The organism is Streptomyces sp. TAA040 (assembly GCF_000424845.1).
In genome coordinates, this window is the sequence record NZ_AUKR01000005.1 from 291,043 (window position 1) to 303,571 (window position 12,529).

The 12,529-nt window shown below is 72.4% G+C and carries 11 protein-coding genes and 2 tRNA genes; 5 read left to right on the plus strand and 8 right to left on the minus strand.

Annotated elements, in window-relative coordinates; all coding sequences use genetic code 11:
- Nucleotides 1–120: 120 nt before the first annotated feature.
- Complete coding sequence (locus H300_RS29790) at nt 121–744, plus strand: bifunctional DNA primase/polymerase (protein WP_078515723.1); 624 nt, start codon at nt 121–123, stop codon at nt 742–744.
- Nucleotides 735–808 (plus strand) — tRNA-Lys (locus tag H300_RS0105220). The genes H300_RS29790 and H300_RS0105220 overlap by 10 nt, the downstream gene beginning before the upstream one ends.
- Nucleotides 809–875: 67 nt before the next feature.
- On the opposite strand, the gene H300_RS0105225 is transcribed toward H300_RS0105220, so the two are convergent.
- Complete coding sequence (locus tag H300_RS0105225; protein WP_486583561.1) at nt 876–2,129, minus strand: M6 family metalloprotease domain-containing protein; 1,254 nt, start codon at nt 2,127–2,129, stop codon at nt 876–878.
- A 263-nt stretch (nt 2,130–2,392) separates the two neighbouring features.
- On the opposite strand from H300_RS0105225, the gene H300_RS0105230 reads away from it, so the two are divergent.
- A complete protein-coding gene (locus tag H300_RS0105230) occupies nt 2,393–4,183 on the plus strand; it encodes an EAL domain-containing protein (RefSeq protein WP_078515724.1) in 1,791 nt (596 codons plus the stop codon).
- Here H300_RS0105230 and H300_RS0105235 read toward each other — a convergent pair.
- The 3 genes from H300_RS0105235 to H300_RS0105245 all read right to left on the minus strand — a co-directional run bounded on the left by H300_RS0105235 (nt 4,129) and on the right by H300_RS0105245 (nt 7,119).
- Nucleotides 4,129–5,235, minus strand: a complete 1,107-nt coding sequence (locus H300_RS0105235) for an LLM class flavin-dependent oxidoreductase (protein WP_028426602.1) — start codon at nt 5,233–5,235, stop codon at nt 4,129–4,131. The two genes, H300_RS0105230 and H300_RS0105235, sit on opposite strands and share 55 nt — an antisense overlap.
- A 173-nt stretch (nt 5,236–5,408) precedes the next feature.
- Nucleotides 5,409–6,134 (minus strand): aspartate racemase/maleate isomerase family protein, encoded by a 726-nt coding sequence (locus H300_RS0105240; protein ID WP_028426603.1) that lies wholly within the window; start codon nt 6,132–6,134, stop codon nt 5,409–5,411.
- A gap of 49 nt (nt 6,135–6,183) precedes the next feature.
- Nucleotides 6,184–7,119, minus strand: coding sequence for an aspartate racemase/maleate isomerase family protein (locus H300_RS0105245; protein WP_028426604.1), 936 nt, complete (start codon nt 7,117–7,119; stop codon nt 6,184–6,186).
- Between the two features lie 206 nt (nt 7,120–7,325).
- Between H300_RS0105245 and H300_RS0105250 the strand changes: the two genes are divergently transcribed.
- The gene (locus tag H300_RS0105250) at nt 7,326–8,288 is read left to right on the plus strand and encodes a D-2-hydroxyacid dehydrogenase (RefSeq protein WP_028426605.1); all 963 of its coding nucleotides are present in this window, start codon (nt 7,326–7,328) and stop codon (nt 8,286–8,288) included.
- Between the two features lie 81 nt (nt 8,289–8,369).
- A complete protein-coding gene (locus tag H300_RS25060) occupies nt 8,370–9,791 on the plus strand; it encodes an amidase (protein WP_037979122.1) in 1,422 nt (473 codons plus the stop codon).
- Between the two features lie 49 nt (nt 9,792–9,840).
- On the opposite strand, the gene H300_RS0105260 is transcribed toward H300_RS25060, so the two are convergent.
- The 4 genes from H300_RS0105260 to ehuA form a co-directional block, all read right to left on the minus strand.
- A complete protein-coding gene (locus tag H300_RS0105260) occupies nt 9,841–10,341 on the minus strand; it encodes a DUF3830 family protein (RefSeq protein WP_028426606.1) in 501 nt (166 codons plus the stop codon).
- Between the two features lie 208 nt (nt 10,342–10,549).
- Nucleotides 10,550–10,623: transfer RNA gene (locus H300_RS0105265), tRNA-Lys, on the minus strand.
- 69 nt (nt 10,624–10,692) lie between these two features.
- The gene (locus H300_RS25065) at nt 10,693–11,451 is read right to left on the minus strand and encodes an IclR family transcriptional regulator domain-containing protein (RefSeq protein ID WP_037979125.1); all 759 of its coding nucleotides are present in this window, start codon (nt 11,449–11,451) and stop codon (nt 10,693–10,695) included.
- Nucleotides 11,452–11,647: 196 nt separating this feature from the next.
- A complete protein-coding gene (gene ehuA / locus H300_RS0105280; protein ID WP_028426608.1) occupies nt 11,648–12,418 on the minus strand; it encodes an ectoine/hydroxyectoine ABC transporter ATP-binding protein EhuA in 771 nt (256 codons plus the stop codon).
- Nucleotides 12,419–12,529: the final 111 nt, after the last annotated feature.

A 12,529-nucleotide genomic window follows, 5' to 3' on the forward strand; every position in this document is an offset into this window, starting at 1 on the left:
GGGCCGTCCGGGAGCCGCTGGGGGCATATGCGGTGCAGGGTACGCGCCGCCGCCCCCTGCTGTCCCGGTTCTTACCGATCCGCAAAACCGATCCTGCCGACCCGGGTACATCTGGATCCCATGAGCAGCGATCCCGCCACCCGTGTCACCGCGGCCGGCGCCGACTGGCTGGCGTCCGCAAGCAGATTCCCCCGCAGTGTCCACGCCCTGTGGTCCGCCCGGCCCGGCGCCCCGAGCGTGCTGCCGTGCGGCACCGTCTTCGACGTGGTGAGCGTCCCGGCGCTGTTCGGGCGGCGGGTGCTCGACCGGTTGTGGAGCGCCGGGCCGGGCAGCGGGCCGGCGGCGCTGCACCACGACCGGATGCTGCTGTTCGCGGCGACCGGCACCACCGACCGGCTGCCGGTGCTGCTGCGCTGGGAGGAGTGGTCCGCCCACAGCGTCGGCGCCGCGGCTGCGGAAACGATCCCCCCGCTGCTCTGCCATGGCCTGGGCGACGCGGTGACCGTCCCGCCGCTGCGGCCTGCCACCGAGCCCGGGAGCGAGCCGTCCCGCGCGGGCGGGCGGAGCGCCTGCCGCTGGCTGGTGGCACCCGGCGTCCGCCACCCGTGGCTCCCGGGGGCCGATCCGCTGCTCCGGGCCTGCCTGCGCGCGGTACGCGCTGGTCGGGGGCACGGGCGGCCGCTGTCGATTTTCACTGCGCCGGATGCTGATGCTAGGGTCTACGACGTCAGCAGGCGCCGTTAGCTCAGTTGGTTAGAGCAGCTGACTCTTAATCAGCGGGTCCGGGGTTCGAGTCCCTGACGGCGCACAGACACAGGTGGGGCCCCTCGCTTCCGGGCGAGGGGCCCCACCTGCATGCGCCCGCGGACCCACGGTCAGTGCCCGGTGATCCGCACCGTCCAGTCCCCGCTCCCCGTCCTGGCCACCGCGGTCACCCGGACCCCGTCGACAGTGAGGGACTCCCCCTCTCCGAGCGGCGCGTCGGCCAGTTCCGGCTGGACGGAGGCGGTGGGGCAGGCGGCCGTCCCGGGGTGTGCGTCCAGCAGCTCCACGGGGCCGGCGGCGGAGGCGGTGTCGCTCCGGACGCGGTAGACGAGCACGCCGCTGCTGCAGGCCGCGATATCGTTGCCGAGCGGCTCGCGCACCTCGATCGCCAGCGCCTCGCGCGGTCCGGTCCGCACGGCGAGCAGCCGGATTTCCCGGCCGCCCGCCCCCGGATCGGGGTCGGCGAGCGGGCGCAGCGTGTACAGGGCGCCGCCGGCCGGCTCGACACACTCCACCTGCCTGCGGCTGAGCCAGCCGAGCTTCCACTTGTGCCAGCCGAAGGGCTCCGGCGCGAGTCCGAACTGGCTGCCCATCAGGTCCCAGTCGCCGACGTGGGTGTCCCAGTCGCCCTTGCCGTCCTCGGGGCGGTGGTAGAGGTCGGGCAGGTCGAAGACGTGGCCGGTCTCGTGGGCGAGGACGTTGCGGTCGGCCGGGTAGCGCTCGAAGACGGTCACCATGCGCCGCAGCTCGACGCCGTCCACCGGGATCGGCCGCCGCAGGTTGACGACCTTGGTGGCGTCGGAGTCGACGCCGGGCGCGCCCGGGTCGGCCACCAGGTAGACGAGGTCGTAGCGGCTGAAGTCCACGCGTCGATCGGTCACGGCGACGGCGTCGTCGAGAAAGGCCGCACGCCGGTCCGCGGCCCAGTCCCGCGCTATCGCGTAGTCGCGGGAGGCGGCGGGCATCTCGATCCACTCGCGCACCGGGTGGACGCGCAGGTCGAGCTTTCCGTAGGAGGCCCGGGAGAAGAAGTCCGCGGTGGCCGGGAAGTGGTCGTCGACCAGTCGCTGCGGGGTGGCCGCCGGGCGCGAGTCGGGAAACGACAGGAAGACCATCACCGCGTCGACCCGGCCCTCGGGGCGCACGTAGGAGGTGTTCCAGGTGTCGAGCCCCAGCGAGTGATGGGCCTCGGAGCGGGGCAGCGCGCAGGGCGGCACCGCGGACACGTGGACCGGGCCGGCCATCGAGGCCGTGCCGACGACGGCCACCAGCGCGGTGAGCACCGCGGCCGGGCGGCGCCACCCGCGCGGCGCTCCCCGCCTCCGGGCGCGGCGCACGGCTTCCGCGGGTCTCGTCGGACGCACAGCGGACCTCCAGGGCAGACGTTCGCAACTCCTCCTCACCTTGTGCTTGTATGACAGGCTTTGCCCTGTTTGGTTGGTCCACTCGGGGTATCGCGGTATGATTACCCTGAGTATTTGCACGCTGTGCCCTCACCGGTTTCGCACGCGCGTCGCAGCACTCCCCTCGGGGAGGGGCCGCGCCGCTCGCGCTGCTGGCCCGGCAGGGGCGAAAGCCCTTATGATCGGCAGACCTTCCAGCGACGAATCCCCTGCGGGAGCGATCGGTGAGCGGAACCCACGACGAACCGGGCAGGCGCCCCGGCGGCATCGGAACAGCACACTCGACAGTCACTGAAAGTGATCAGACTCCCCGGGTCGCGTCCCACCCGGCTCCGGAGGCCGGGATCTTCGAGGCCGCCTTCCACACGGCGAGGGCCGCCATGGCCGTCATCGACTCCGAGGGACGGGTGCAGGCCGCGAACCCCGCGCTCGCCGCCCTGCTGGGACACCCCGTCGAGCAGCTCACCGGAGCGGCGCTGACCGAACTGGACGCGTTGTCCTTCGACCCGCGCAGCAAGGAGTCCTGCCGCGCGGTGCTGCGCGGCGACAGCGAACGGATGAGCTGCACCCGCCGTCTCAAGCACCTGGTCGGTCAACCGATGTGGGTCGAGATCACCCTCGTCCCGTCCGGCCCCGCCCGGGGGGCCGCCCTACTGACCGTCACCGACATCGGCGAGGGTCACGAACTGCGCCGGCGGCTACGCCACCTCCAGATGCACGACCCGGTGAGCAAGCTCCCCAACCGGGCGCTGTTCTTCGAACGGCTGTCCTGCGCGCTCAACGACACCGCCACCGGGCGCATCGGGCTGTGCTACCTGGATCTCGACGACTTCAAGGCGGTCAACGACACCTTCGGCCACCACGTCGGCGACCGCCTGCTCGACGCCGTCGCCCGCCGGCTGGTGCACGGTGTCGCCGGCACCACCGCCGAGGGCGGCCACCTGGTGGCCCGGCTGGGCGGCGACGAGTTCGCCCTGCTGGTGGAGTCCTCGACCGGCGCCGAGCAGCTCGACGCGCTCGCCCGCACGCTGCAGAGCGCACTCCGGCGCCCCTTCGACCTCGCCGGGCAGCGGCTGCACGTCTCCGCCAGCATCGGTGTGGTCGAGCGTCCGGTCGCGGACACCTGCGCGACGGAGCTGATGCAGGCCGCCGACACCACGCTCTACTGGGCGAAGGCGGACGGCAAGGCGCGCTGCGCGCACTTCGACCCCGAACGCAACGCCCACCGGATGACCCGTCAGGCCCTCTCCAGCACGCTGCGGCCCGCGATCGACCGCGGCGAGTTCGCGGTGGAGTTCCAGCCGATCGTGGAACTGGCCGACGAGACCCTGCGCGGTGTCGAGGCGCTGGTGCGGTGGCGGCACCCGCAGCTCGGGACGCTGGGACCGAACCGGTTCATCCCGCTCGCCGAGGAGAACGGGGCGATCGTGCCGCTCGGGCGCTGGGTGCTGGCCGAGTCCTGCCGGCAGGCCCGGCGCTGGATGCAGGAGCACCCCGGCCCGCCGCTCTTCGTCTCGGTGAACGTCGCGGTGCGCCAGGTGTGGGACTCCGACCTGGTGACGGACGTCGCCGACATCCTCGCGGAGACCGGACTCCCCGCAGGGCTGCTGCAACTGGAACTGACCGAGTCCGCGGTGATGGGCTCGTCGGGGCGCCCGCTGCAGTCGCTGCACGCCCTGTCCTCGATGGGCGTGCGGATCGCCATCGACGACTTCGGCACCGGCTACTCCAATCTGGCCTACCTCAGCCGGCTACCGGTCAGGGCGCTCAAGCTGGACGGGGCCTTCGTGCGGGGGTTCCGCACGGCCCGGCACCTCAACCCGGCCGACGAGACGATCGTGACCGCGCTGGTGGACCTGGCGCACAAGCTGGGGCTGACCGTCACCGCGGAGTGCGTGGAGGGCCCGGCGCAAGCCGAGCGGCTGCGCCGGATCGGCTGCGACACCGGACAGGGCTGGCACTACTCCAAGCCGGTCTCCGCGGACCGGATCGCGGAGCTGCTGGGCAGCCCGTAGCTGTCGGCGATGAGCGCGTAGCTGCGGAGCCGGGCCCGCCCGCCGTGCGCGTTGGCGGTGATCATCAGCTCGTCGGCTCCGGTGCGCTTCTGGAGGGCGTCCAGGCCGTCCCGGACCTCGTCCGGGGTGCCGTGCAGCACGTTGGCCAGCCACCCGTCGGCGACCTCGCGCTCCAGGGGGCCGAAGTCCTCGCTCTCCGCCTCCTCCGGGCTGGGCACCAGACCCGGACGGCCGGAGCGCAGCCGGACCATGGCGAGCGCGCCGGTGAGCACCTGGCGCCGGGCCTCACGCTCCTCGTCGGCGGCCAGCGCGGAGACACCGATCAGGGCGTGCGGCCGGTCCAGCACCTCCGACGGGCGGAAGGACTCGCGGTAGAGGTCCAGGGCCGGGACGGTGTTCGCAGCGGAGAAGTGGTGCGCGAAGGCGAACGGGAGCCCCAGTGAACCCGCCAGCCGGGCGCTGAACCCGGAGGAGCCCAGCAGCCAGATCGGCGGCCGTCCGGTGCTGCCCTGCGCCGGGCCCGGTACGGCGTTGATCCGCGCGTAGCGGTGGCCGTCCGGGAAGCTGCCGTCCAGGAAGCGGACCAGCTCGCCCAGTTGCTGGGGGAACTCGTCCGCGCCCTCGTGCAGCCGGTCGGAGCGACGCAGCGCGGCGGCCGTCGCGCCGTCGGTGCCCGGCGCGCGGCCGAGGCCCAGGTCGATGCGGCCGGGGGCAAGCGCCTCCAGGGTGCCGAACTGCTCGGCGATCACCAGGGGCGCGTGGTTGGGCAGCATCACCCCGCCGGAGCCGAGCCGGATCCGGCTCGTTCCCGCCGCCAGGTGGGCAAGGATCACCGCGGGTGACGAGCTCGCCACTCCGGGCATGGAGTGGTGCTCGGCCACCCAGAAGCGGTGGAAGCCGCGGTCCTCGGCGAGCCGGGCGATGTCCTCGGAGGTGCGCAGCGCGTCGGTGGCGGTGCTTCCGGAGCCGACCGTCGCCAGGTCGAGCACCGAGAGAGGCACCGGTGCCGTCCCCGCCGCCGTACCGCGTATGCCCTGCTGGTCGTCCGCCACCGTGTTCCCGCCTCCTGCGTCGTCTGCCCCTGCCCCCGCAGGGAGGCAACGGGGCGGACGGAGCCGCTATTCCCCCTCCGCCCCGCGACACGGGACGGACCGACGAGGCGGATGCACCGGGACGGGCCCGACCGCCGGGCGCGGCTGGGCCCGGCCGCGCCCGGCGGGACCGGTCAGGAGCCGAACAGGGTCCCGAGCCGGTCGGAGGTGATCCGCTGGTCGAGCAACCGGAGCCCCTCCCAGACGGTGACCTGGTTCGCGGTGAGCACCGGCTTGCCCAGAGCCAGCTCCAGATCGGCGAGATGGGCCGCGCTGTGCAGCGCGGTGTCCGGCATCAGCAGCGCCTGCGCGTCCCGGTGGTCCCCGGCGCCCGCCACCGAGAGGGTCTCCTCCTTGCCCCAGGTGCCGACCTCGGCGGCGGTGATGATGCCGCTGCCGCGCAGCGACACCACCTCGATCCCGGCCGCCTTGAGGAACGCGGCGAACAGCTCCGCCACGTCGTCCGGGTAGGTGGCCGCGACGGCCACCCGCTCGACGCCCAGCGCACGGGCGGCGTGCACGAAGGCGAACGAGGTGCTGGAGGCCAGCAGCCCCGCGGTGGCGGACAGCTCGCGCACCTGGTCGTGCGCGCCGTCCCAGCCGAAGACGAAGCTGGCGCTGGTGCACGACCACACCACGGCCTCCGCGCCCCGGTCCTTCAGTTCGGCGATCCCGGCCGCCAGCCGGGACGCCGAACCCATCTCCAGCAGGGCGTCGACGCGGTGCGCGTCCTCGCCGATGTCGGTGTGCACGAGCGGGAGCCGGACGTCCGCTCCGGTGTCCCGCAGGATTCCCTCCAGCCGCGGGTAGTCGTCCTCCGCGGAGTACCCCGGGTACAGGAATCCGACCGTGTGCCCCATCTGCAACTCTCCCTTGAGCGTCGTGCTTCCCCTGCGCACCGCAGGGGGGTCATACCGGTGGCTGCCCGCCCGGGTCCTCCGGGAGGAACGGCTCCGCCGCCTCCGCCGCCTCGGCGTCGGGGCAGGGGAAGACGGGCCCCGCCAGCTCGACGGAGGCCATCAGTCCGGGTCCGGGACCCGGCAGTTCGGGGCCGGGGTCCGGCTCCGAGGCGGGTTCGGGCAGCCCCGACATGGCGGCCGGCCCCCGTCTGGCGACCGGGTCGAGCAGCGCCTGGTACGGTCCCACGGCCTGCTTGCCGATCATGCGCAACGCGCCCCAGACCGTCACCTGGTTCGCGGACAGCACCGGCATCCGCAGCTCGGCCTCCAGCTGCGGGATGACGTCGTAGGTGGGGAGGTTGGTGCAGCTGATGAAGAGGGCGTCCGGGGAGTCGGCCACCGCCTCACGGGCCATCTCCACGACGTCCCGGTAGGGCACCCGCCAGATCTCCCTGGTCAGCCCCAGGTAGCTGCGGCCGGTCACCTCGATACCCGCCTCGCCGAGGTAGTCCTCCAGCGAGTCGGTCACCGACTTGGTGTACGGGGTGACGACGGCGACGCGGTGGGCGCCGATCTCCTTCAGCGCGGCGAGCAGCGCACCCGAGGTGGTCAGCGCCGGGACCTCGCCCGCCTCGATCATGGCCGCGGTCATCGCCCGCTCCCCGGCGCCGCCGCCGACGAACGAGCCGGAGGTGCAGGCGTAGGCGACGACCTCGGGGGCGACCGAGCAGAGTGCCTGCATCGCCGCCCGCAGTGTCTCGTGCTCACTGACCAGTCGGGCCTGGTCGAGGCTGACCTCGACGGGGACGAACGGGGTACGGGTGAGGTGCAGTGACACGTCGTCGGGAACCCAGCGCCACAGCTCGCGGTCGAGCGCGAAGTCGAACGGGGCGATCATCCCCACACCGCGCTGCGGCCCCGGGCCGCCGAGAAACGAGACATCCATTTCGAGCCCCTAAACATACGCAGGGACGGCCTGTGGCCGGAGAGAAAAAACGAAGCCGAACGAGATGGCGGAACGCCGGGAGAGATGCCCTCGTTGACGAAGGTAGTTTCCCATCCCTACCGTGGTCAATCCCGGACTTCCGCCAAGAGCGTCCCGCCTTCCGGAGCAAGTCAAACCCGCCCTCGTTTCGAAATGGTTTCCCCTCCATGACCGATACCGGTGTCCTCGTCCTCGACGACGCTCCGCTGCCCGACCTGAGCCGGCTCGAAGGCCGCGCCCGGGTGCTCCACGCCGACGAGAAGACGCTGGTAGAGAGGCTGCCGGAGGCCGATGTCCTCCTGGTGTGGAACTTCACCTCCGACGCCGTGAAGGAGGCCTGGCCCGCTACCGGACCCCGACCCGGATGGGTCCACACCGCGAGCGCGGGTGTGGACCGGCTGCTGCCGGAACTCGCCGACTCGGAAACGGTGATCACCAACGCCCGCGGCGTGTTCGACCAGCCGATCGCCGAATACGTCGCCGGCCTCGTCGTAGCCATGGCCAAAGATTTCCGCGGTAGTGGGGAATTGCAGAAGGCGCACCAGTGGCGGCACCGGGAGACAATGCGCGTCGGCGGCACCCGAGCCGTGGTGGTCGGTTCCGGGCCGATCGGCCGGGCCATCGGCCGCACCTTGCTGGCACTGGGTGTCGCGGTGGACCTGGTGGGCCGCCGCAGAAAGGCGGACGACCCGGAGTTCGGGATCGTCCATCCCAGTGAAGCACTCGACGGGTTGCTGCCGCAGGCGGACTGGGTGATCTGCGCGGCCCCGCTCACGGACGCGACGATCGGCATGTTCCACGCGGGCACCTTCGGCCGGATGCGTGAGGGCGCGCACTTCGTCAACGTCGGCCGCGGCCGGCACGTGGTGATCGACGACCTGACCGACGCGCTGCGGAGCGGCCGGCTCCGCGGGGCCGCGCTGGACGTCTTCCCGAGTGAGCCGATCCCGGCCGAGAGCGGACTGTGGGACGTGCCCGGGCTGCTGATCTCCCCGCACATGAGCGGCGACACCCTGGGCTGGCGCAACGACCTGGCGGTGCAGTTCCTGGACAACTTCGACCGCTGGGCAGCCGGGGAGCCGCTGCACAACGTGGTCGACAAACGCCTGGGCTACGTCCCGGCCCACTGATCCGTCCGCCCGGGGAAGCCGGGCGGACGCACCACCGCCCGACCGGCCGGCAGCCGGTCACCCCTCTTCAGGAGGAACGCGTTGACGGATCTCACCTCGATGACTGCGGCCGAGCTCGTCGCGGGATACGCCTCCGGGGACTTCTCCCCGGTGGAGGCGGCACACGCCGCCCTGGACGCGGCCGAGGCCGTCCAACCGGAGCTGAACGCGTTTGTCCGCATCGACCGGGAGGACGCGCTGGACCAGGCCGGGGCGTCCGAGGCCCGGTGGCGCCGTGGCGCTCCGGACGGTCTGCTCGACGGGGTGCCGGTGACGGTCAAAGACATCCTCCTCCAGCGCGGCGGCCCCAGCTTCAAGGGATCCTGGGGGATCGCCGAGGAGGGCCCCTGGGACGAGGACGCCCCGGCCGTGGCCGCCCTGCGCCGCAACGGCGCGGTGCTGCTCGGCAAGACCACCACCCCGGAGTTCGGCTGGAAAGGCGTCACCGACAGCCCCCGGCACGGGGCCACCAGCAACCCGTACGACGCGCGGCGGACGGCCGGCGGGTCCAGCGGCGGCGCGGCCGCCGCGGTCGCGGTCGGCGCCGGTCCGCTGGCGCTCGGCACGGACGGCGGCGGCTCGGTGCGCATCCCGGCCTCCTTCTGCGGGGTGTTCGCGCTGAAGCCGACCTACGGCCGGGTGCCGATCTACCCGGCCAGCGCCTTCGGCACCCTGGCCCACGTCGGTCCGCTCACCCGGGACGCCACCGACGCGGCGCTGCTGATGGACGTCGTCTGCGCGCCGGACTCCCGCGACTGGTCGCAGCTCGGCCCGCCCACCGGAACCTTCCGCGACCAGCTCGCGGGCGGGGTGCGCGGGCTGCGGATCGCCTACAGCCCCGACTTCGGCGGCCGGGTGGACGTCGCTCCGCAGGTGGCCGCCGCGGTGCGGGAAGCGGTGGAGCGGCTCAGCGGGCTGGGCGCGGTGGTGGAGGAGGCCGATCCGGGGTTCGAGGACCCGATCGAGGCGTTCCACACCTTGTGGTTCAGCGGGGCGGCCCGGGTGACCGAGGGGTTCACCGCGGCGCAGCGGGCCCGGATGGACCCGGGGCTGCGCGAGATCTGCGAGCAGGGGGCGCGCCGGTCGGCACTGGACTACCTCGCCGCGGTCGACGTCCGGATGGCGCTCGGCAAGCTGATGGGCGCCTTCCACGAGCGGTACGACCTCCTGGTGACCCCCACCATGCCGATCACCGCGTTCGGCAACGGCCGGGAGGTGCCCGAGGGCTCCGGGCAGACCCGTTGGACGGAGTGGACCCCGTTCTCCTACCCGTTCAACATGACCCAGCAGCCCGCGGCGAGCATGCCCTGCGGGCTAGACGACGACGGGCTGCCGATCGGGGTCCAGGTGGTCGGCCCCCGGCACTCCGACGCCCTGGTGCTCCGCGCCTGCCAGACGCTGTACGACACGGGGCTGGCGGAGCTGCCCACTCCTGCGGTGCTGTCCCGGCCGCACCCGGGCTGAGCGGCCCCGAGCCGGACCGGCTCCCGCGGGGGCCGGTCCGGCGGCCGGGTCAGACGCGGCGGAAGTTGAGCGTCTCGCCGATGGCGCCGGCCCGCCACAGGTCCTGGCAGGCGTCGGCCATGGCGTCCAGGCCCTCCACCACACTGCCCCAGACGATGCCCGGCACCCAGCCCGCGTCCCCGTTGATCAGCAGGTTGTTGCGCTCGTAGAACAGCGCCAGGTCGACCACCGTGCGGCGGCCGTGGTGCTTGGCGTCGCTCTCGTAGCCGTAAGAGGACGTCGCCAACTGGGTCTCGGTGAACGTGAAGTAGCACAGGTCGCCGGGGATCGGCGTGATGGTCGGGTTCTCCAGCGGCGGTTCCTCCGGGGCGAACGGCGACAGCAGCGCGTAGATCTCGTTCCGTGCGTACTTGGCGTGGTAGACGTCCCCGCCGAGCGGCAGCGCGTTCCACACCGCCTCGCAGGTGATCGGCGCCCGGTCGTCGAGCAGCTTGGCGGTGCAGCTCACCCCGCGCTTGTCCAGCGAGACTTCAATGAAGCGGTCGGCCATCGTGCCTCCAGATAGTGGCTCCCGGCGATGGTGGCACATCCGGCGCTCCCCCCGCCGGGACGACATGTGATCCACCGGCGGGGCGGAAGGGACCGGCGCGGGAAGGGGCGTGCGGAGGCGCCGGAGAGCGCCGGGGCTCCCGAGGTGCGGGGCGGGAGGGACGACGACGAGGGCCCTCCGCCGCGGCAGAGGGCCCTCGTGGTGTCGGTGCGCCGTCAGGGACTCGAACCCCGGACCCGCTGATTAAGAGTCAGCTGCTCTAACCAACTGAGCTAACGGCGCCTGCTGACGGTTCCATGCTACCCGCTCCGCTCGGGTGCTCCGAACCGTTTCCGGCAGCGCCGGGAGGCGTCAGAGCGAGAGGGAGAGCAGGACGGGGGCCGCCTGCTCGTTGAGCTTCCGGGCGGCGGCACGCAGCCGGTGGGCGTTCTCGATGGGCATCGAGACGGCCAGGCAGCCGACGGAGGACCCGGCGGTGACCGGGACCGCGGCGCAGACCGTGCCGACCGCGTACTCCTGGATGTCCAGCACCGGGACGGTGGGCGGCTGGCTGTCGAGCTGGCTGAAGAGGGACCGCTCGTTGACGGTGGTGCGGGAGGTGAGGCGGATGATCCGGTGCCGGGAGAGGTGCTCGCGGCGGCCGTCGTGGTCGAGCTGGGTCAGCAGGCACTTGCCGACCGCGCTGGCGTGCGCCGCCGCCTTGAAGTCGACCCACTCGTTCACCGCGGGGGCTCGTGGCCCGGCGGCGAACTGGGTGATCTTCACCTCGCCGTCCACGTAGCGGCTGATGTAGACCGCGGCTCCGATGTCGTCCCGCAGTTCGCTCAGGGTCCGCTGGAGCTTGGCCCCCACCGCAGCCGTCCGGGTGCCACCGCCGCTGATCAGGGCGAACGCCTCACCGACCACGTACCCGCCGTCCGGCAACTGGGCCAGGTAGCCCTCCCGGCGGAGCATCACCAGCAGGTGGGCCAGGTGCCCCGGAGGGAGTCCCGTCTCGCGTACCAGCCGGTCCTCGGTGACGCCGTCGGGCTGCCCGGAGAGCGCCTCCAGGACCCGGAGCGCGTACTGCACCGAATGAAACGGCACGGTGGACAGGAACTTCGGTGCCACGTGTCCCCCTCGGAAGGTAGTGACCGTTTGCATCGTGACCGTTGCGGCCGGTCACCCGCGTCGCTCTCACGATAGCCCCCGAGTGGCGGCGGCGTACTCGGCGTCGCCGTTATCGGCATATGCCAATGGCGTCGTACGGATGCACGGGAACGGGCCCGGCCGTATCGGCCGGGCCCGTCCGCGGTGCTTCCGCCGGTCAGAGCACCGCGCTCAGGAACTCGCGGGTCCGCTCGTGGTCCGGGTCGTTGAACATCTTCTCCGGCGAACCGGACTCGATGACCTTGCCCTCGTTGAACATCAGCACGTCGTCGGAGATGTCCCGGGCGAAGTTCATCTCGTGGGTGACGCAGAGCATGGTGATGTCCGTGGTGTGCGCGATGTCGCGCAGCACGTCGAGCACCCCGGCCACCAGCTCGGGGTCCAGAGCCGAGGTGACCTCGTCGAGGAGCAGCACCTGCGGGCGCATGGAGAGCGCCCGCGCGATGGCCACCCGCTGCTGCTGCCCGCCCGACAGCTGGGCCGGGTACTTGTCGATGTGCTCGGTGAGACCGACCATCTCCAGCAGCTCGCGCCCGCGCTCCTCGGCCGCGTCCTTGGACATGCCGAGCACGTGCACGGGTGCCTCGGTGATGTTCCGCAGCACCTTCATGTTCGGGAAGAGGTTGAACTGCTGGAAGACCATGCCGATCTTCTTGCGGACCTCCCGGGTGTGCTTCTCCCCCGCCGGCACGAGCTTGGTCCCACGCTGCTCGTGGGTGAGGTAGTCGCCGTCGACGGTGATGGTGCCCTCGTCCGGCTTCAGCAGGGTCATCAGCAGTCGCAGGATCGTGGTCTTGCCCGATCCGGACGGGCCGATGAGGGTCACGTGCTTGCCCGCGTCGACGGTGAACTCGAGGTCGTCCAGGACGACGTTGTCGCCGAAGCGCTTGGTCACCCTGTCGAAGCGGATCAGCTCGGTGCCGTCCACGCGCTTCCCCTCTGCGGCGGTCTTCGGCTCGCCGGCCGGGGTGGCCGCGGAGTCGGGGTCCGCCGCGGCGGACCCGGCCGGCTCGGTCGGCTCGGGGGTCGGATTGTTGAG